Source organism: Rhizobium sp. PAMB 3174, assembly GCF_052908375.1.
The window spans coordinates 3,037,749-3,058,693 of record NZ_CM128608.1; the positions used below are offsets into that span (position 1 = coordinate 3,037,749).

15 protein-coding genes and 1 tRNA gene are annotated in these 20,945 nt (G+C 63.2%); 10 read left to right on the plus strand and 6 right to left on the minus strand.

Annotated elements, in window-relative coordinates; all coding sequences use genetic code 11:
• Positions 1–4 precede the first annotated feature (4 nt).
• Positions 5–1,192 carry a hypothetical protein gene (locus tag ACU5AY_RS14590; protein WP_446826751.1) on the minus strand — a complete coding sequence of 396 codons (1,188 nt, stop codon included), beginning with the start codon at positions 1,190–1,192 and terminating at the stop codon, positions 5–7.
• Between the two features lie 246 nt (positions 1,193–1,438).
• Between ACU5AY_RS14590 and ACU5AY_RS14595 the strand changes: the two genes are divergently transcribed.
• The 3 genes from ACU5AY_RS14595 (at position 1,439) to ACU5AY_RS14605 (ending at position 3,798) form a co-directional block, all read left to right on the plus strand.
• Positions 1,439–2,398 carry an NAD(P)H-dependent flavin oxidoreductase gene (locus ACU5AY_RS14595; protein ID WP_446826752.1) on the plus strand — a complete coding sequence of 320 codons (960 nt, stop codon included), beginning with the start codon at positions 1,439–1,441 and terminating at the stop codon, positions 2,396–2,398.
• 149 nt (positions 2,399–2,547) lie between these two features.
• Positions 2,548–2,623, plus strand: a tRNA-Thr gene (locus ACU5AY_RS14600).
• Between the two features lie 284 nt (positions 2,624–2,907).
• Positions 2,908–3,798 (plus strand): hypothetical protein, encoded by an 891-nt coding sequence (locus ACU5AY_RS14605; RefSeq protein WP_446826753.1) that lies wholly within the window; start codon positions 2,908–2,910, stop codon positions 3,796–3,798.
• Between the two features lie 52 nt (positions 3,799–3,850).
• On the opposite strand, the gene ACU5AY_RS14610 is transcribed toward ACU5AY_RS14605, so the two are convergent.
• The 4 genes from ACU5AY_RS14610 to ACU5AY_RS14625 form a co-directional block, all read right to left on the minus strand.
• Complete coding sequence (locus tag ACU5AY_RS14610; protein ID WP_446826754.1) at positions 3,851–5,281, minus strand: M20 family metallopeptidase; 1,431 nt, start codon at positions 5,279–5,281, stop codon at positions 3,851–3,853.
• 156 nt (positions 5,282–5,437) lie between these two features.
• Positions 5,438–6,568, minus strand: coding sequence for a vWA domain-containing protein (locus ACU5AY_RS14615; RefSeq protein ID WP_446826755.1), 1,131 nt, complete (start codon positions 6,566–6,568; stop codon positions 5,438–5,440).
• A gap of 467 nt (positions 6,569–7,035) precedes the next feature.
• Positions 7,036–8,172, minus strand: coding sequence for an aromatic ring-hydroxylating oxygenase subunit alpha (locus ACU5AY_RS14620; RefSeq protein ID WP_446826756.1), 1,137 nt, complete (start codon positions 8,170–8,172; stop codon positions 7,036–7,038).
• Positions 8,173–8,242: 70 nt separating this feature from the next.
• Entirely contained in the window at positions 8,243–8,452 is a 210-nt protein-coding gene (locus ACU5AY_RS14625) for a hypothetical protein (protein WP_446826757.1), read from the minus strand.
• Between the two features lie 93 nt (positions 8,453–8,545).
• On the opposite strand from ACU5AY_RS14625, the gene ACU5AY_RS14630 reads away from it, so the two are divergent.
• Complete coding sequence (locus tag ACU5AY_RS14630) at positions 8,546–10,261, plus strand: long-chain-fatty-acid--CoA ligase (protein WP_446826758.1); 1,716 nt, start codon at positions 8,546–8,548, stop codon at positions 10,259–10,261.
• Here the strand turns inward: ACU5AY_RS14630 and ACU5AY_RS14635 are convergent.
• Complete coding sequence (locus tag ACU5AY_RS14635) at positions 10,258–11,670, minus strand: helix-turn-helix domain-containing protein (RefSeq protein ID WP_446826759.1); 1,413 nt, start codon at positions 11,668–11,670, stop codon at positions 10,258–10,260. The genes ACU5AY_RS14630 and ACU5AY_RS14635 overlap by 4 nt on opposite strands.
• Before the next feature lie 121 nt (positions 11,671–11,791).
• On the opposite strand from ACU5AY_RS14635, the gene ACU5AY_RS14640 reads away from it, so the two are divergent.
• From ACU5AY_RS14640 to pgi, 6 genes are all read left to right on the plus strand, one after another.
• On the plus strand, positions 11,792–13,324 hold the full coding sequence (locus tag ACU5AY_RS14640; RefSeq protein WP_446826760.1) for an acyl-CoA carboxylase subunit beta: 1,533 nt from the start codon (positions 11,792–11,794) through the stop codon (positions 13,322–13,324).
• Between the two features lie 88 nt (positions 13,325–13,412).
• Entirely contained in the window at positions 13,413–14,309 is an 897-nt protein-coding gene (yghU, locus tag ACU5AY_RS14645) for a glutathione-dependent disulfide-bond oxidoreductase (protein WP_446826761.1), read from the plus strand.
• Between the two features lie 12 nt (positions 14,310–14,321).
• Positions 14,322–14,699 carry a hypothetical protein gene (locus ACU5AY_RS14650; RefSeq protein ID WP_446825432.1) on the plus strand — a complete coding sequence of 126 codons (378 nt, stop codon included), beginning with the start codon at positions 14,322–14,324 and terminating at the stop codon, positions 14,697–14,699.
• A 5-nt stretch (positions 14,700–14,704) separates the two neighbouring features.
• A complete protein-coding gene (locus ACU5AY_RS14655) occupies positions 14,705–16,708 on the plus strand; it encodes an acetyl-CoA carboxylase biotin carboxylase subunit (protein WP_446826762.1) in 2,004 nt (667 codons plus the stop codon).
• Positions 16,709–17,027: 319 nt separating this feature from the next.
• The gene (gene scpA / locus ACU5AY_RS14660) at positions 17,028–19,166 is read left to right on the plus strand and encodes a methylmalonyl-CoA mutase (RefSeq protein WP_446826763.1); all 2,139 of its coding nucleotides are present in this window, start codon (positions 17,028–17,030) and stop codon (positions 19,164–19,166) included.
• A gap of 107 nt (positions 19,167–19,273) precedes the next feature.
• Positions 19,274–20,899: a glucose-6-phosphate isomerase gene (pgi, locus tag ACU5AY_RS14665; RefSeq protein WP_446826764.1), complete on the plus strand. Its 1,626-nt coding sequence runs from the start codon at positions 19,274–19,276 to the stop codon at positions 20,897–20,899.
• Positions 20,900–20,945: the final 46 nt, after the last annotated feature.

Genomic DNA, 20,945 nt, shown 5'->3' on the forward strand with positions numbered 1-20,945 from the left:
GCTCTCACCGGCCGGGCAGCAGCCTCACCGCATAGAGATTGATGCCGTTGCCCTTGGCCGCGAGATCCGGATTGATGATCAGCTTGCCCGGTGCGTTCGGCGTCAGCGAGCGGGTGAACTCGATCTGGAACAGCGTGTCGGTCTTTTCCTGCGCCACTGTGAAACGATGCCGGCCACAGCCGCCGAGCGTGGAAAAATCGCACTGCACGGACACCTGCACGTTGTTCTCCGAGGAGGACTGGAAGGTGAGCGCCACCGTCGAGCGCTTGCCGGCCATGGCTCTCAGGATCGCCGGCGGGATCGTCACCGTCACCGAGCCGTCGTCGTCGGCGCTGGTCGAGGTCATCTGGATCGCCGGACCGGCGCTGGTTTCCACCGGATCGATGGTGGCGTTCTGTCGGGCGTTCAGGACGGAGATGTTCTGCGGCGTGAAGAGTTCGATCCATTCGGACGAGAAGCCGGTCTGGATGCCGACCGTCTGCGGCTTGCCGGTTCCGTCGAAATCCTCGTCCGCAACCTGCGGCGTCGGGCTTTGCGGCGCGTCGTCAGCCGTACCACCGCCGAGAAGACCGGTATCGACAGCCCACCAGAGACCGATGCCGACGAACGCGACGGCGACCGACGACATGAAGATGCGCGAGAAGACGCCACGGCTGCGGCGCGGTTTGGCCGACGGCGTGGCGGGCAGATCGAGCGACGCAGCCAGCGGCGACCGGCCGCTTGCCATCGGGCGGGCTTCGGCCGCGCCGAGCGCGGAAAGATCGTTGGCAACCGGCGGCGGGGTTCGCCGGGATGTGCCCGGCGCAGGCGCGTCGAACCAGCCCTTGTCCGCGGCGGGCGGGGCGTCGTGCGATACTTCGGGCTCGGGATAAGCGGGCTTCGCCGGCGCCGGCCGGGCAGGCGCCGGGCGTTCCGGTTGCGGCTCGGGTGCGGCTTGCGGATAGGTCTCTTCCGGCGTCGGCTCGTCGGGCTCTTCAGCCGGCCGCAACTCTTCTTCCTGCTCGATTGCGGCGATCACTCGCTCCAGGCGGCCGCGTTGCGCGGCAATCGTCACCGGGTCATCGATGCCCTGCTTTTCCAGGCCGGATTCGAGCGCCCGGCGCGCCGACTGATAAATCTTGGCTCGAACGCGCGGATCGGAGCGGTTCGCCCGCTCCAGCGCATTTCTGATCGCCGCATCCAATCCCGTCACGAAGAAACCCTTGCCTTGCCGAACATAGCATTCCAAGAACCGGTAGACGCAAAGTCAGGCCGTATCAAGTTCTCGATACTGCCGGCCCTTCCTTGTCCCCGTGGAAATGCCCGGGATCGGCAAGGGCGCACGCGCCGGGTCCCCGGCATTCCCGACCGGCCCGGCTGCGAATTGGGCTTTCCCTTCGCGGTCGCCTCTGCTAGAGATTTTGACGTTCGCGTAAACGTCAATTATGTCGGAGGAGACATGGCGCTTCCCAAACTGCTCAGCGAAAACCTGCGCCTGCCGGTCATCGCCTCGCCGCTTTTCATCATTTCCCATCCGGCCCTGACGCTCGCCCAATGCAAGGCTGGCGTTGTCGGCGCGTTTCCTGCGCTCAATGCCCGGCCCGAATCCCAGCTCGACGAATGGCTGGCCGAGATCACCGAAGGCCTGGCGTCACACAATGCCGCCAATCCGGAGCGCCCGGCCGCACCCTTCGCGGTCAACCAGATCGTCCACACCTCCAACAAGCGCCTCGAGCACGATCTGATGATGTGCGTGAAGTACAAGGTGCCGATCGTCATCTCCTCGCTCGGCGCCGTGCCGGAGGTCAACCAGGCCGTCCATTCCTATGGCGGCATCGTGCTGCACGACGTCATCAACAACCGCCACGCCAATTCGGCGATCCGCAAGGGCGCCGACGGGCTGATCGCGGTTGCCGCCGGTGCGGGCGGCCATGCCGGACGCCTGTCGCCCTTCGCCCTTCTCCAGGAGATCCGCGAATGGTTCGACGGGCCGCTGCTGCTCGCCGGCGCGATCGCCAATGGCGGCGCGATCCTCGCGGCACGGGCCGCCGGCGCCGACATGGCCTATATCGGCTCGCCCTTCATCGCCACGCATGAGGCGCGCGCCAGCGACGCCTACAAGCAGATGATCGTCGACAGCAAGGCGGACGACATCGTCTATTCCAACTACTTCACCGGCGTGCACGGCAACTACCTGAAGCCCTCGGTGATCGCAGCCGGCATGGACCCGGACCATCTGCCGGAAGGCGACCTGAAGACGATGGATTTCGACAGCGCGGTGACCGGCGCCAAGGCCTGGAAGGATATCTGGGGCTGCGGCCAGGGGATCGGCGCGGTCAAGGACATCACCTCCGTCGAAGGTCTGGTGGCGCGGCTCGAACGCGAATACCAGGACGCCAGAGCACGACTCTGCGCCTGAGGCATCCGGCTGTGGGCGCGCGACCGAAAATTGCGGGCTCTCCACGAATTTTTTAAAGCCGGGCGAAACTCATGACTTGAATTCCGCCCGCTTTGCGGTTATCAGCCCCTCACGCCAGCCGCCGGCCCCGCGCCGCCGGCATTTGAAGGGCCGCTTTAGCTCAGTCGGTAGAGCACATCATTCGTAATGATGGGGTCACGTGTTCGAGTCACGTAAGCGGCACCATTTCACTCCCTTGATGCATCAGCCTTCAATATCGTGACGCCCGCGCGCCCTGCCGGTGGTCACGGTTGCGAATGCATCACTCTCCATTGCGGCACTTCATCCGCCCATTTTTGACAAAACGCCATATCCACCTTGCCGGGGACCGCGCGGTGTGCCACCGCGATTAAGCACGATAATAGGTCTTTGGTGACAAAAGAATTTTCTCGTAGCATTGTCAAATTCAAGTTCAGCATATTTCCGACAATCAGCCGAATTCATCAATATAACCTGTCGCGGCGGATAAAGTGACTTGGTCTTTAGGAAGTATCGAGCAGGTCGCCGCCAGCGACGGCTTCGACCAGATTGCAGGCGAGCTGGCGCGCGGTTTCATCAGCGTTCATGACGCGGCGCCGCGTCTGGCTGCGCTATTCGCGACGCAGCAACGGTGGTTTCTCTCGCATCTGGCGCTCGGCATCTATTTTGCCGGGCTGGCGGAGGGCCGCCATGCAATGAACCGGCGCGATATCGTCAAGGCCGCGCTGCAATACCGCATCGCCAGCCGCAACACCGCCATCAGCTTCTTTCTCGAGACCATACACTATGGCGTCATCCGGCCGGTGGAAGGTGTCAGCCAGCGCACGCTGCAGCCCTACGAGCCTTCGCCGCAGACACTCGATCTGCTCGGCCGCTGGTACATGCTGCACCTTGCGGCGCTCGACAAGGTGGATGGCGGCACGCGCTGCGCCTACTTCATGCGCGCCGTCACGGGCAACATCGCGGCGCTGCAGCCGATGCTCGCCCGCCTGCTGCTCGAATGCCCCGAGATCCGTTCTCCCGGCAAGATCTACTCGATCTTCACCTGGATGGACGATGGCGGCCTGGTGATGGACCGGCTGATCGTCGGCAGCGCTGCCGGCCAGACGATGCCGGACGGCATCCGCCTGCTGACGGATGTCACCTCGCTCGGTTACCTCGCCCGCGCCTTCGGCCTGTCGCGTTCGCATGTCGGCCGCAAGTTCGCAGCCGCGGAGGCGATCGGCGCCATCGGCTGGAGCGAGCGTCCGGGACGCTCGCCGATCTGGATATCACCGGCATTCCGGCAGGAATACTACCAGGCGCAGGCGACCAAGATGATGGTGCTCGACCAGACGTTCCAAGCGGTCTTTGCCGACTGCAGGGAGCAACCGGCCGCCTGAAGTTCATTGCCTCCCCGGCCTCCCGCCTCTCGTTCCCGTTTGTTCCGCACCGCTATTCCGCCGCCATCGGCCGCGGCTGGAGCGGCGGCATGACATCGTCCGGGATTGGGCAGACATAGGGCGTTTCGGCCAGCGTCTCGCGATGCTCCTTCTTCGCGCGGGCAAGCAAGGTCTCGTCGGCAATCAGCATCTGCGCCGTCTGCGCCATGATCTTGGCCGCATGCACCATGCCCTTGTGAGCGGCGGGCGCCTTGCCCTGCGCGGTGATCTGCCAGCTGTGGCCAGGCGTGCCGATCGCATGGGTGGCCACCCAGCACTGGACCGTCGGGACCTTCCACGTCACGTCGGCAACGTCGGTGGAGCCCAGCATCTTCTCGCCGCCATTGCGCAGCGGCACGACGTAATCACAGAGCGGCTCGTCCTTGACCGGCTTCATGCCGACACTCGCGTAGCTGGCGCGGATATCCTCATCCGACAGCGTCGCCTGGATGCGACGGGCATAATCACGATCAGCCTCGTCGAAGGGAACGCCGCCGAGCCGGTCGAGCACGCTCTGCATGGTCGCCTCCATCGTCGCATTCGGCAGCATGTTGGAAACGGCCGACATGATGGAGATGTCGACCTCGGTCTCCGTAATCATCGCCGCGCCGCGGGCAACCTTCTTCACGCGCTCGGTCAGCGCCAGCATGCCGGAAAGCGTCAGCGATCGGATCGAGTAGCGAACCTTGGCGCGGGCCTGTACGACGTTCGGCGCCGTACCTCCGACATCGAGATAGGCATAGTGGATGCGACTGTCGGAGGGGATGTGCTCGCGCAGATAATTGACGCCAACGGACATGATCTCGGCGGCATCGAGTGCGGATCGCCCGAGATGCGGCGTCGCGGCCGCATGGCTCGCCCGGCCGGTGAAGACGAAATCCATGCGGGTATTGGCGAGGCTGTCCTCGGTGTCGACGCGCGTCATCGTTGCCGGATGCCAGGTGACGGCAGCATCGACGTCGTCGAAGGCGCCGTCGCGGACCATGAAGGCCTTCGCGGCACCGCCCTCTTCCGCCGGGCAGCCGTAATAGCGCACGCGGCCGGGCGTTCCGGTTTCCGCCAGCCAGTCCTTCAGCGCACAGGCCGCGAGCAGCGAGGCGGAGCCGAGCAGGTTGTGGCCGCAGCCATGACCGTTGCCGCCGGCTTCGACCGGGCGCGGCTCGGCGATGTTGGCTTCCTGGCTCAGCCCCGGAAGGGCGTCGTATTCCCCGAGGATGGCGATCACCGGCCCACCCTCACCCGCCTCGCCCATGACGGCAGTCGGAATGCCGGCGACCTCCTCGGTCACGCGAAACCCCTTCCGTCGCAGCATTTCGGTATGCTCGGCACAGGAGCGATATTCCGCATAGAGCGTTTCCGGCATGCCCCATACCCGATCGGAGAGGCCGATCAGATCCTCGCGATGGTTTTCGACCTTGTCCCAGATGATTTCGGAATTGCGCATGCTGCCGGCTCCAAAGCGTTCAAATCGCGATGACTTTGCCCCGCCACCGGCAGCGTTTCAACGGAAAAGCGGGCCATCGATAGCGATGACCCGCTTTTTGAAGACAGTGCGTTCGTCAGGCAACCGGATCCGGCGGCAGGGGGCTGCTGGACCGTCTCACTGTGTGAGGCGCGATACCTTGGAGGTTGCCTGGGCGCCGATGCTGTTGAAAGCTGCAATCAGGTCGTTGGCGTCGCTGGCGTCGAAGTAATGGGCGGCGTCGGTCGCGCAATAGCTCAACAGCGACTTGCCGGCCGCAGGCGCCATGAAGGCCACCGTATAGATGATGGTGCCATCCTTCTTGGCCTTGTCGCACCAGGACTTCGTCTTCGTGTCGTCGCTCGAGTAGTTGTTCTCGCCGTCGGTCATGAAAACCATGTACTTTGTCGGGACGCCGCCATTCTTCTTCTTGTGTGCCTCATCCTCGGAACTGGCATTCAACTTGTTGCGGGCAGTCTTGACCGCATCGCTGGAATTCGTGCCGCCTTCCGCGACGAGGGCGTTGACGTAGGTCAGCGTCGCCGCGGTTCCCCAATCGAGATTCAGCGCCGAGTCCATCGCGCTATTGTAGGAGACCGCTCCGGTACGCACGTACTTGGTTTCGGGGTCGGCCGTCGCCAGCTGCGCCATCAGATCGGCGACGGCAAGCTTGAGCGCATTGATCTTCGGCAGGTATCCGTTGACGGTCTTCGTGCAGGTCTTTGAATAGTAGTCCTGGGTCCACTTCCAGCCGTTCCAGTACCAGTTGCCCCAGTATCCGCAATCGTATTCGACCTCGTAGCTGCCGTACTGGCTCGACTCCCAGGCCATGGAGCCGGAGCGGTCAAGAACCAGATACATGCTGAGAGGCGACTTGGTGGATTCCGTCGAGGTCTCCGCTACCGAGTTGACCGCGACCGGTCGACTGTCGATGCCGAGGAGTCCCGTCATCGCGGTCATCTTGACGTCGAAGTCAACCGTGACCTGGACCTTGTAGGTGCCAGTTCCATCCGCGTTCGTCGCCTTGGTCGGAACGATATCGATATCGTCCTCGTCCAGGACTCCGCCCAGATCGTTGTCGAGTGCCAGCTGGGAATTGACAAAGTTGAGCGCGAGGACCTTGGCCTGCTCTTCGGTCATGCCGTTGTCGGCCATCGCTTTGGAGGCGACCAGGGCGGCCGAGTCGGCTGCGGCCTGAAGCTGCGACCGTGTATTGAGCAAACGGCTCATGTCGATCGCGACGCCGACGAAGGCGATCAGGACCGGCAAGGAAAACGCCGTCAGGATGGCGAAGTTGCCGTCCCGGGATCTGAAAAACCGCTTGGCTAAATGTGATGAGGTAAGGTTTGTCATCATAACAATACCGTTTATCGGGCCTAAACATGTGTGCTTTGAGCTGATTAGAACGGCTTTATGTTTTGATGGACTTAAGGGATTAGGGAAAATTTTCGTTAAATTCTCGCGGAGCGCGGAAAAGCGGCCTTCCCGCCGCGCGCGATTGTCCTGTTTTGACACTCGTGGAATGGATGCAGTTGCGGCAGACCGCTATAAACTCTGGATTTTGTGGCCACCAAGCGTAGCAAACGTCCGATTGCGGGACCGAAGCCGACCCGTTTCGGAACAGTGCCGGTTTCGCCGGACATCCCTAACAGTTTGCTAAATCTCGGCGGCCTTTGGAGGTGTTCCGGCCGCCGAATGAAGAAGGTGGTCGGGGCGCGGCATTGGCCGCGCCCGCCTCAGCCGGGAATCTTCGACGAAATGTACTGGGCGAATTCGAAGTTGGGCCGCTCCAGGTGCGACAGCGCGCCCGGTGCCGATAGTCTTCCGGTGATACCCTTGTAAACCTTCTCGGTGCAGCCGCGGTCCTCGTCGTTGACATCGTCGAGCAGCGCCTTCAGCGTGGCAAAGTGCTTCTGCGCCTCCGGATCGTTGGCGTAATCCGGATGCATGCCGCCGCCATAGAGGATCTTCACGTGGTCCGGCCCGTCCGGATGCAGGGACAGGTACCAGAAGTAGCCGGGCGTCAGCGTGATGAAGAGCGCCGGATAGATCGACAGAAGCCAGGTCTTGACCCGCTCCTCGCCGGTCAGCGTCGTGTTGGAGGGATGGGCGACCGTCAGCGGCGCATCGCCCTTCTTCAGAATCCAGTGATAGTTGAAGGTGGGAAAGCCCTCCGGACAGGTCATCTTCTCCAGCGACACGAAGCCGCCGATCGTGCCTGAGTGACAGACCGGCAGATGGTAGCTTTCCATGAAGTTCTCGCCGAGCACCTTCCAGTTGGTGTTCCAGCGGTGCTCCTCGCGGAAGGTTTCGATGTAGCTGCCCATGTCGAGATAGCCGACAAGCGCGTCGACATCCTTCAGGCTTTCCTCCGGATCGGGCGCATCGGGATTGAGGCTGACGAGGATCCAGCCCTTCCAGTCGACGCAGCGGATCGCAGGCAGCGCCACATTGTCCTTGCAGAAACCTTCGTTCAGCGTCATCGCCGGCGCACCGCGCAGCGTGCCGTCGAGATTGTAGGTCCAGGCGTGATAGGGACAGACGATCGAGCGCACATGGCCGCTTCCCTGGAGCAGGGTCGACATGCGATGGCGACAGACGTTGGAAAGAGCCCGCAGCTGACCGTCCCGGTCGCGCAGGACGATCACCGGCTCGCCGGCGATTTCCATCGTCAGGTAGTCTCCCGGATTCTTCAGGCCATCGGTCCGTCCGGCGCAGAGCCATTCCTTGGAAAAGATGTGTTCCAGTTCCTGGGCCAGAAAGGACTCGGATGTATAGACGCTCTTCGGCATGGCCGCGGCCTGTTCGAAAGGCACCGACACATTGGCTTTGAGCTCGGCGGCGGGAGACCGCTCAGGACTGTGGATCGTCATTTTACGTCAGCCTTGAAAAGAGGTTGGTACACAAACGAATATTAGGATGGTGACACGATTTTCGGCTTTGTTAAGTCGATTTTTCAGCAAAGCTCATTTTTGTTTCAGAAATCGGCGTGCCACCCCTCATTATGCGCTCCAACGCCTGAAAATGCGGCGATCGGCGACGCGCAAGATTGCGTTTGCACGCCCAGGCATTTGCAGCGATGATGCCTTCAGTCCCAATGCGCGCAACAAAAATATTGACGTTTACGTCAAGGTTATAATAATCAGGTTTCAAGACTGGCGGCTCAATGCTGCCGTCTCCGAACGGAGGAGGAAGCCCCGGCATCCGGGGGAGCCGTTCGGAAGATCAGGCCACGGGAGGGCCCCAATGACCAGCACGATGTCGACCTCCACCGGAGAAGACACCACCGCCACCGCTTCCGGCAAGCCGTGGCTCGCCTCCTATCCGGAAGGCGTGCCGGCCGAAATCCCGCCGCTGGCCTTCCAGTCGCTCGGCGACTTCTTCGACGCGCATGTGGCGAAATACGCCGCCCGGACAGCCTTCACCAACATGGGCAAGGACCTCACCTTCAGCGACCTCGACGCCTCGTCCCGGCGGGTTGCCGCATGGCTCCAGAGCAAGGGGCTGAAGAAGGGCGACCGTGTCGCGGTGATGATGCCGAACATCCTGCAGAATCCGGTCGCCACCTATGCCGTGCTCAGGGCCGGGCTGACCGTCGTCAACGTCAATCCCCTCTATACGCCGCGCGAACTGGAACACCAGTTGAAGGATTCCGGCGCCAAGGCTCTGTTCATTCTGGAAAACTTCTGCGTCACGGCGGAAAAGATCCTGGCGAAGACCGACGTCAAGCACGTCGTCGTCGCCTCGCTTGGCGACATGCTCGGGCTCAAGGGCCTGATCGTCAACCTGGTCGTGCGCCGGGTGAAAAAACTCGTGCCGCAATGGTCGATCCCGGGCCATACCCGCTTCAAGGACGTGCTGGCCGAGGGCGGCCGCCTGCCTTTCAACAAGCCTACACTCGGCCAATCGGACGTCGCCTTCCTGCAATATACCGGCGGCACGACCGGCGTTTCCAAGGGAACGACGCTGACGCACGCCAATCTGCTCGCCAACACCTCGCAGGTCATGACCTGGCTGACGACGCGTGCCAACGCCAAGCCGCTGCCGGAAGATATCCTGATGGTCTGCGCGCTGCCGCTCTACCACATCTTCGCGCTGACGGTGAACTCGCTGGTCGGCATGGCGCTTGGCGGCCACAACCTGATGATCACCAATCCGCGCGACATTCCGGCCTTCGTGGAAGAGCTGAAGAAACACCCCTTCCACATCTTCCCCGGCCTCAACACGCTCTTCAACGCGCTCCTCAACAATCCCGATTTCCGCAATCTCGACTTTTCCAACGGCCTTCTCGTGCTTGGCGGCGGCATGGCCGTGCAGCGCCCCGTGGCCGAACGCTGGAAGGAAGTGACGGGGATCGCGATCACCGAAGGCTACGGACTTTCCGAAACCTCGCCGGTGGCGACCGTCAACCGGCTGGATGCGACCGAGTTTTCCGGCACGGTCGGCCTGCCGCTGCCCTCGACCGACATCGATATCCGCGACGAGGAAGGCAAGTCACTGCCGATCGGTGAAGTCGGAGAGATCTGCATTCGCGGTCCGCAGGTGATGACCGGCTACTGGAACAGGCCGGAAGAGACGGCACAGGTGATGACGGCGGACGGTTTCTTCCGCTCCGGCGACATGGGCTTCATGAACGCGTCGGGCTACACCACCATCGTCGACCGCAAGAAGGACATGATCCTGGTGTCGGGTTTCAACGTCTATCCGAACGAGATCGAGGAAGTCGCCGTCATGCACGAAGGCATTCTCGAGGCGGCGGCCGTCGGCGTTCCGGACCAGCATTCGGGCGAGGCGGTGAAGCTCTTCGTCGTGCGCAAGGACCCGAACCTGACGGAGGCCGACGTGAAGGCGCATTGCGCGGAAAACCTCACCAATTACAAGCGCCCGAAGTTCATCGAATTCCGCGACGAACTGCCGAAGTCGAACGTCGGCAAGATCCTGCGCAAGGAACTGCGCGGCTAAACCAGCCGGTAAGGCAGGATATCGCGGTTTTCGTGATCGACGACGATGCGGCTCTTGACCGGCGGCATGGCGCGGCTCGGACAGCTCTGCCGCTCGCAGATGCGACAGGAAATGCCGATCGGATCGAAGGCCGCCCGGTTGCCGAGATCCATGTCGTCGGCATAGACGAAGTTTTCCGCGTACGAGACCTCGCAGCCGAGCGCCAGCGCATATTGCTGCTGGCTCTGGCGGAAGCCGCGCCCGCCCTTGGAAACCTGGAGGGCGACGCTGAGATAGCGCACGCCGTCCGGCGTCTCGGCCAGCTGGCGGACGATGCGGCCCGGCATTTCAAATGCCTGATGTACCTTCCACAACGGACAGGCGGAGCCGAAGCGGGCGAACTGCAGCTTGGCGGCGCTGTGGCGCTTGATGATGTTGCCGGCACGGTCGATCTTGGCAAAGAACACCGGCACGCCTTTCATGCCGGGACGCTGCAGCGTGGAGAGTCGATGACAGACCTGCTCAAGGCTCGCGCCGAAACGCGCCGTCAACAGGTCGAGGTCGTGGCGCAGGTCACGGGCCGCGTCCATGAACTTGCGATAGGGAAGGACGAGCGCCCCGGCAAAATAGTTCTGCAGCCCGATCGTGCAGATCTCGCGCGCCTCGGCGGTGCGAAAGCCGGCGGCGCCGGCGATGGCGTCGATCGCGTCGCCGGCCTCGACCTGGGCGATCTTCATGGCGATCTGGAAGGCCCGCGTCTGCGCCGGCAGGTAGGGGTTCAGCGACAGAACCCGCGCATCGGCATCATAATGGCGGATCATGTCGTCACCACGGGCGGCGCGGATGACGCGGATATCGTGCGCCTCTTCGAGAAAGCCAGTCAGGGCCGCGTTGAGGTCCACCTCGCCGACGCCCAGCCGCGTTGCCAGCTTTTCCGCCTGCAGGTCGAGATCGTGGACGTAGTTGTCGACGAAATGGAAGTAGTCGCGCACTTCCTCATAGGGCGTGTTTTCGCCAAGCGTCGCGCCCTGGCCCAGCGACTGGTCCAGGCTGGCAATCTGTTCGGAATTGTGGCGGTAGGCCTGGTGGCAGGCGATCAGCGCATGGGCAATCCCCGGCGCATTCTGCACCACCATCTTCATGTCTTTGAGCGTCGGTGACCATGCCTGGAACATCGGATCGGCCAGCGCCTCGGACAGCGCCGAGAGAAGCCGGTCGTCCTCGCCGCCCGACAGATCCGCCAGATCGATGCGGTAGCGCTCCGCGAGCGCCAGAAGAACAGCGGCGGAGACGGGCCGCTGGTTGTTCTCGATCTGGTTCAGATACGAGACCGAGATGCCGATGCTTTCGGCAAAGCGGGCCTGCGTGGCCTTGTTCTGCTGTCTGAGTTCCCGCACCTTGCGGCCGATATAGAGTTTGCCGATCGCCATGTTCGCAACTTTGCAAAATTCATCTTCTTAATCTGTAAATTGTGCACATTCACATTTTCAAGCATTTTATGTGCGCGCAAAGCGGATTATGTAACGGCAACAATCCGAATGAGGAGGATCCATGTCCGAAATTCTCGAGCAACTGGAAGCCCGTCGCGCCGAAGCGCATCTCGGCGGCGGCACGCGGCGCATCGAGGCCCAGCACGCCAAGGGCAAGCTGACGGCGCGCGAACGCATCGAAGTGCTGCTCGACGAGGGCTCGTTCGAGGAATACGACATGTACGTCACCCACCGCTGCGTCGACTTCGGCATGGCGGAGAGCAAGGTGCCGGGCGACGGCGTGGTGACCGGCTGGGGCACGATCAACGGCCGCCAGGTCTACGTGTTCAGCCAGGACTTCACCGTGCTCGGCGGCTCGCTGTCGGAAACCCATGCCCAGAAGATCTGCAAGATCATGGACATGGCGGTCAGGAACGGCGCACCTGTGATTGGCCTCAACGATTCGGGCGGCGCGCGCATCCAGGAAGGCGTCGCATCGCTCGCCGGCTACGCCGAAGTCTTCCGCCGCAACGCCGAGGCCTCCGGCGTCATCCCGCAGATTTCCGTCATCATGGGGCCTTGTGCGGGCGGCGCGGTCTACTCGCCGGCGATGACCGACTTCATATTCATGGTCCGCGATAGTTCCTACATGTTCGTGACCGGTCCGGACGTCGTGAAGACGGTCACCAACGAGATCGTCACGGCCGAAGAGCTCGGCGGCGCCTCCACCCACACGAAGAAATCCTCGGTTGCCGATGGCGCCTATGAGGACGACATCGAGACGCTGGAGCAGGTGCGGCTGCTATTCGACTTCCTGCCACTCAACAATCGCGAGAAGCCGCCCGTCCGCCCCGTCCACGACGACCCGGCGCGCATCGAGAACCGCCTCGACACGCTGATCCCGGACAGCGCCAACAAGCCCTACGACATGAAGGAGCTGATCCACGCGATTGCAGACGAAGGCGACTTCTTCGAGCTGCAGGCGGAGTTCGCCAAGAACATCATCACCGGCTTCATCCGCATCGAAGGCCAGACGGTCGGTGTCGTCGCCAACCAGCCGATGGTGCTCGCCGGCTGCCTCGACATCGATAGTTCGCGCAAGGCGGCGCGCTTCGTGCGCTTCTGCGACGCCTTCTCGATCCCGATCCTGACGCTGGTCGACGTGCCCGGCTTCCTGCCCGGCACCGCGCAGGAATATGGCGGCGTCATCAAGCATGGCGCCAAGCTGCTGTTCGCCTATTCGGAAGCGACCGTGCCGATGGTGACGCTGATCACCCGCAAAGCCTATGGCGGCGCCTATGACGTGATGGCGTCGAAGCACATCGGCGCCGACGTCAACTATGCCTGGCCGACCGCCGAAATCGCCGTGATGGGCGCCAAGGGCGCCACCGAAATCCTCTACCGCTCCGAGCTTGGCGATCCCGAGAAGATCGCCGCGCGCACGAAGGAATACGAGGAGCGCTTCGCCAATCCCTTCGTCGCCGCCGAGCGCGGCTTCATCGACGAGGTGATCCGCCCCCATTCCTCGCGCCGCCGCATCGCCCGCGCCTTTGCGTCTCTCCGCAACAAGAACCAGACGACGCACTGGAAGAAGCACGATACGATACCGCTGTGAGGGGCGGAAATGTTGTCTGCCTCGCCTATATTAGAGTGCCGGCGTCCGGCCCCTCGGATGCCGCAGGCAACATTTCAGGATGGATTTCATGACCGATAAGAACCCGCAAGACAATTTTCCCGCCGGATACGAGCCGGCCAAGGTGTGGACCTGGGACAAGGGGAATGGCGGCGCATTCGCTTCCATCAACCGCCCGATCGCCGGCGCGACGCATGACAAAGAGCTGCCGGTCGGCAAGCATCCGCTGCAGCTTTATTCGCTGGCCACGCCGAACGGCCAGAAGGTCACCATCATGCTGGAGGAGCTTCTGGAAGCCGGCCACAAGGATGCCGAATACGATGCCTGGCTGATCAAGATCGGCGATGGCGACCAGTTCGGCTCCGGCTTCGTCGAGGTCAACCCGAACTCCAAGATCCCGGCGCTGATGGACCGCTCGACGGCCGAGCCGACCCGCGTCTTCGAATCCGGCTCCATCCTTCTCTATCTCGCCGAAAAGTTCGGCGCCTTCCTGCCGAAGGACCACAAGGCCCGCACCGAGACGATGAACTGGCTGTTCTGGCAGATGGGCTCGGCGCCCTTCCTCGGCGGCGGCTTCGGGCATTTCTATGCCTACGCGCCGATCAAGATCAAATACGCGATCGACCGCTACGCGATGGAAGTGAAGCGGCAGATGGACGTGCTCGACCGGCATCTGGCCGACCATCAGTTCATGGCCGGCTCCGACTATTCGATCGCCGACATGGCCATCTGGCCCTGGTACGGGCGCCTTGCCCGCAGCGAGGCCTATAACGACGCCGGCACGTTCCTCGAAGTCGAGGGCTACAAGAACGTCAAGCGCTGGACGGACGAGATCGGCGCGCGGCCGGCGGTCAAGCGCGGCATCATGGTCAACAAGGCCTCCGGCGATCCGTCCGAACAACTGCATGAACGCCACGACGCCTCCGACTTCGAAACGAAGACGCAGGACAAGATCGGCAAGAACTGAGGATACACTGGAATGGCCAAGCTTCCCGACATGACGAAACACCGCGGATTTCCGTCCGGCATGCCGGGAACCGGCCTCCAGTTCACCATAAGGCGGGCGAACCCCAAGGGGATTTCCCCGCTGGTGGTGCTGCCGCGGCGCTTCAGCCGCGACGACACCGAGCACCGCGCCGATGCCGCCTTCATCCATGCGATCTGGCACTGCTTCGGCGCGGAGCCCTTCGAGCGCGGCAATCTCGATGCCCGCCGCCTGTCGCGCCTGTTCGAGCGCGAGGTGGTGCCGGCCGAAAAGCCGTTCGACAAGGCCTCCTACCAGGCCATGCTGCAGCTCAACGAGCCGCTCGCCCGCTCGAATTTCCCCGAAGCCTTCGAAGACGTGCTGGAAGTGTGATGCCGATGATCAAGAAAATCCTGATCGCCAATCGCGGTGAAATCGCCTGCCGGGTCATCAAGACGGCGCGGAAGATGGGCATTGCCACCGTCGCCGTCTATTCCGACGCCGATCGCGAGGCCATGCATGTGAAGATGGCCGACGAGGCCGTGCATATCGGCCCGGCGCCTTCCAGCCAGTCCTATATCGTCATCGACAAGATCCTCGACGCGATCCGCAAGACCGGCGCCGATGCGGTGCATCCGGGCTACGGCTTCCTGTCGGAGAACCCGCTGTTTGCCAAGGCGCTGGAGAAGGAGGGCGTGACCTTCATCGGCCCGCCGGTCGGCGCCATCGAGGCGATGGGCGACAAGATCACCTCGAAGAAGCTGGCAGCCGAAGCCGGCGTTTCCACCGTCCCCGGCCATATGGGGCTGATCGAGGACGCCGACGAGGCGGTGAAGATCGCCTCTTCCATCGGCTATCCGGTGATGATCAAGGCATCGGCCGGCGGCGGCGGCAAGGGCATGCGCATTGCCTGGAACGACGCCGAGGCGCGCGAAGGTTTCCAGTCATCGAAGAACGAGGCGAAATCCTCCTTCGGCGACGACCGCATCTTTATTGAAAAATTCGTCACCCAGCCGCGCCATATCGAAATCCAGGTGCTCGGCGACAAGCACGGCAACACGCTCTATCTCGGCGAACGCGAATGCTCGATCCAGCGCCGGAACCAGAAGGTGATCGAGGAAGCCCCCTCGCCGTTCCTCGACGAGGAAACGCGCAAGGCCATGGGCGAGCAGGCCGTAGCGCTGTCGAAGGCGGTCGGCTATCACTCCGCCGGCACGGTGGAATTCATCGTCGACGGCGACCGCAATTTCTACTTCCTCGAAATGAACACCCGCCTGCAGGTCGAGCATCCGGTCACAGAACTGATCACCGGCATCGATCTCGTCGAACAGATGATCCGCGTCGCCTCCGGCGAAGAACTCTCCTTCGGGCAGGACGACATCCGCCTCAACGGCTGGGCGATCGAAAGCCGGCTTTATGCCGAAGATCCCTATCGCAACTTCCTGCCGTCGATCGGCCGGCTGACCCGCTATCGGCCGCCGGAAGAAGGCACGGCTGCGGACGGCACGACGGTCCGCAACGATACCGGCGTCTTCGAGGGTGCGGAAATCTCGATGTATTACGATCCGATGATCGCCAAGCTCTGCACGCATGGTCTCAACCGGACGGAAGCGATCGATGCCATGGCGGATGCGCTCGACCGTTTCGAAGTCGAAGGCATCGGCCACAACCTGCCCTTCCTCTCGGCGGTCATGGGTCAGGAGCGGTTCCGCAAGGGGACGCTGACGACGGCCTATATCGCCGAGGAGTTTCCCGACGGCTTTTCCGGCGTCAAGCCGGATGCCTCCGAGACCCGTTTCCTGGCGGCAATCGCCACCCATGTGCACCTCACGCTGCAGGAGCGCGCCGTGCAGATTTCCGGCACGATCGGCAATCACCGCCGCGTGCCCGGCAAGGACTGGGTCGTCCGCTTCAACGGCGAAGGCATTGCCGTCTCCAGTGTTGCAACCGAGAAGGGCCGGCTTGTCGAATTCGAGGACGGCCAGTCGCTCACCATCGTCAGTGATTGGACGCCGGGCCGCACCACCGCGCTCTTCAGCGCCGGCGGCGAAGCGGCGCATGTGAAGGTCGAAGCGGCGGGAACCGGCATCCGGCTGCGCTGGCGTGGCATTGATCTGACCGCCCATGTCCGCTCGCCGCGTGTCGCCGAGCTTGCCCGCCTCATTCCGGAAAAGCCGCCGCGCGATACGTCGAAGATGCTGCTCTGCCCGATGCCGGGCGTGCTGACAGCGCTCAGCGTTGCGGAAGGCCAGACCGTGGAAGCCGGCCAACCGCTGGCGACCGTCGAAGCCATGAAGATGGAAAACGTGCTGCGCGCCGAAAAGCGCGGCGTGGTCAAACGCCTCGCCGCCGCCGCCGGCGCCAGCCTTGCGGTGGACGAGCTCATTCTGGAGTTCGAGTGATGTCGTACTCTGACTTCCATCATCAGGCCCCCTTCCTTCTATTTCAGGAAAGCCCCTCCCCAATCCCTCCCCACAAGGGGGATGGGCTCCTTTGCCATGCCGTTTGCGCCAGACAGACACCGTTCCAAGGTGGAAAGCGGATCAGCTTTATATGGCGGCTGCCGCAAGCTAAGCCCCTCCCCCTTGTGGGGAGGGGTTGGGGAGGGGATCTTGTCGAAACATATCGGCGACATCGACCTGTTTCGACAAGATCCCCCCTCGTGGGGGAGATGCCCGGCAGGGCAGAGGGGGGTAGTGACCTCCCCAGGGAGGGAACGAAATGACCGACAAAACCATCAAGGACTGGCAAACACTTGCCGAAAAGGAGCTGAAGGCCTCGCCCGACAAGCTCACCTGGGAGACGCCGGAGGGCATTGCCGTCAAGCCGCTCTATACCGGCGACGATCTACAGGGCATGGAGCACCTGGGGTCGCTCCCCGGCTTCGAGCCATTCCTGCGCGGGCCTCGGGCCACCATGTATGCCGGCCGGCCATGGACGATCCGGCAATATGCCGGCTTCTCGACGGCGGAAGCATCCAATGCCTTCTACCGCAAGGCGCTCGCCGCCGGCCAGCAGGGCGTCTCCGTCGCCTTCGACCTTGCCACCCATCGCGGCTATGACAGCGACCATCCGCGCGTCGAGGGCGATGTCGGCAAGGCGGGTGTGGCGATCGACAGCGTCGAGGACATGAAGATCCTGTTCGACGGCATTCCGCTCGAAAAGATTTCCGTGTCGATGACCATGAATGGCGCTGTGATCCCGATTCTCGCAAACTTCATCGTCGCCGGCGAGGAACAGGGTGTCACGCGCGACAAGCTGTCGGGGACCATCCAGAACGACATCCTCAAGGAGTTCATGGTCCGCAACACCTATATCTATCCGCCGGAACCCTCCATGCGGATCGTCGCCGACATCATCGAATACACGGCGCGCGAGATGCCGAAGTTCAATTCGATCTCGATTTCCGGCTACCACATGCAGGAGGCCGGAGCGACGCTGGTGCAGGAACTCGCCTTCACGCTGGCCGACGGGCGCGAATATGTGCGCGCGGCGCTGAAGAAGGGCCTCGACGTCGACGAGTTCGCCGGTCGCCTCTCCTTCTTCTTTGCCATCGGTATGAACTTCTTCATGGAGGCGGCAAAGCTCAGGGCCGCCCGCCTCCTCTGGTCGCGCATCATGTCGGAGTTCGAGCCGAAGAAGGCCTCGTCGAAGATGCTGCGCACCCATTGCCAGACATCGGGCGTGTCGCTGGCCGAGCAGGACCCTTATAACAACATCATCCGCACCGCGTTTGAAGCCATGTCGGCCGTCCTCGGCGGCACGCAGTCGCTGCACACCAATTCGTTCGACGAGGCGATCGCGCTGCCGACGGAGTTCTCCGCCCGCATCGCCCGCAACACGCAGCTGATCCTGCAGCACGAGACCGGCGTCACCAAGGTCGTCGATCCGCTCGCCGGCTCCTACTACGTCGAGAGCCTGACGAACGAGCTTGCGGAAAAGGCCTGGGCGTTGATCGAGGAAGTGGAGGAGCTCGGCGGCATGACCAAGGCGGTCAATGACGGGCTGCCGAAGCGCCTGATCGAGGCGGCGGCGACGAAGCGGCAGGCCGCAGTCGACCGTGGCGAAGAGGTCATCGTCGGCGTCAACAAGTACCGGCTGGAAAACGAGGACGATATCGACATTCTCGACATCGACAACACCGCCGTTCGCGCCTCGCAGATCAAGCGCCTCGCCGAGACGAAACGCCGGCGTGATCCCAAGGCCGTCGAAAAGACGCTGGCTGCGCTGACCGAAGTCGCGAAAACCGGCAAGGGAAACCTGCTCGGTGCCGCCGTGGACGCCGCCCGGGCGCGCGCCACCGTCGGCGAGATTTCCGATGCCATGCGAACCGCCTTCGGCGACCATTCGGCAGTGCCTGAAGTGGTGCACGGCGTCTATGGCGAAGCCTATGACGACGATCCGGAAATGCAGGTGCTCGCCGGACGGCTGGCCGATTACACCAAGGCCTCCGGCCACCGGCCGAAGGTCATGGTCGCCAAGCTCGGCCAGGACGGTCACGACCGCGGCGCCAAGGTGATCGCATCCGCCTTCGGCGACATCGGCTTCGACGTGCTCTCCGGTCCCCTCTTCCAGACGCCGGAAGAGGCTGCCGATACGGCCATCGAAAGCAAGGTCGCCGTCGTCGGCGTCTCCTCGCTTGCAGCCGGCCACAAGACGCTGGTGCCGCAGCTTGTCGATGCCCTTAAGGCCAAGGGCGCCGAAGACATCATCGTCGTTGCCGGCGGCGTCATCCCGCGGCAGGACTACCAGTTCCTGCTCGATCACGGCGTCTCGGCCGTCTTCGGTCCCGGCACCAACGTGCTTTACGCCGCCCGCTCCGTTCTCGATCTGGTCGAGGGCCGGTTGCGCAACACCTGACTGGTCGCGGGCAGGTGACGAAATACCTGCCCGCCACTCCCCCGTCCCTTGATTTACCTGGCAAAGCGGCTAGTTTCGCGGCGACAAGACTATCAAGGAGATGCCCCATGCAGTCCATCGTTGAAGCGCTGAAGAAGACCGTCGCGTCGACCGCCGCCACCGACATCCGCGCCGCCTTTGCCGCCGATCCGGACCGGTTCGCCCATTTCAGCGCCGCCTTCGACGATCTGTTGATGGACTATTCCAAATGCGCCGTGAATGCCGAGATCATGGCCGGGCTGCTCGAGCTCGCCGACAGAGGCGGCGTCGCCGCCAAGCGCGATAAGATGTTTGCCGGCGAGGCGATCAACTTCACCGAGGACCGGGCCGTGCTGCACACGGCACTGCGCAACCGCTCCAACAAGCCGGTGATGGTCGACGGCAAGGATGTGATGCCGGACGTCAACGGCGTGCTCGATGCCATGGGCGCGTTTTCCGATGGCATCCGCTCGGGCAAGCTTGCAGGGGCTACCGGCCGCAAGATCACCGACGTCGTCAACATCGGCATCGGCGGCTCCGATCTCGGCCCGGTGATGGCGACGCTGGCGCTGGCGCCCTTCCATGACGGCCCGCGCCTGCATTTCGTCTCCAATGTCGACGGCGCCCATATTGCCGACACGCTGAAGACGCTCTCGGCCGAAACCACGCTCTTCATCATCGCCTCGAAGACCTTCACCACCATCGAGACGATGACCAACGCGAAGACCGCCCGCGACTTCGTCGCCAAGGCGCTCGGCGAAGCCGCCGTCAAGCACCACTTCGCCGCCGTCTCGACCGCGCTCGACAAGGTCGCCGCCTTCGGCATCGACGCAGACCGCGTCTTCGGTTTCTGGGACTGGGTGGGCGGACGCTACTCCATCTGGTCGGCAATCGGCCTGCCGCTGATGATCGCCATCGGCCCCACCAACTTCGGCAAGTTCCTCGACGGCGCGCATGCCATGGACCGGCATTTCCGCGAGGCGTCGGCGGAGAAGAACCTGCCGATGCTGCTCGGCCTGATCGGCTACTATCATCGCAACGTGCTCGGCTACGGCTCCCGGGCGATCATCCCTTACGACCAGCGTCTGTCGCGCTTCCCGGCCTATCTGCAGCAGCTCGACATGGAATCGAACGGCAAGGGCGTCACCGTCGACGGCACGCCGGTCAAGGGCGAGAGCGGCCCGGTCGTCTGGGGCGAGCCCGGCACCAACGGCCAGCACGCCTTCTTCCAGCTCCTGCACCAGGGCACTTCGATCATCCCGATCGAGTTCATGATCGCCGCCACTGGCTTCGAGCCGGAGCTTCGCCACCAGCATGAGCTGCTGATGGCAAACTGCCTTGCCCAGAGCCAGGCGCTGCTGAAGGGCCGCACTCTCGCCGAAGCCAAGGCGCAGCTGACCGCCAAGGGCATGGACGACAAGCAGGCCGACTTTATAGCCCCGCATCGCGTCTTTACCGGCAACCGCCCGTCGATCACCTTCGTCTACGACCAGCTGACGCCATTCGCGCTCGGCCGGCTGATCGCGCTCTACGAGCATCGCGTCTTCGTCGAAGGCGTTCTGTTCGGCATCAACTCCTTCGACCAGTGGGGCGTCGAGCTCGGCAAGGAACTGGCAACCGGCCTGCTGTCGGCCGTCGAAGGCAAGACCGACGGCGGCGACCTCGACAGTTCGACGGCCGGGCTGGTCAAGACGTTGATCGCGCGGAAGGGGTAACGGCCCTCTCTGCCCTGCCGGGCATCTCCCCCACAAGGGGGGAGAA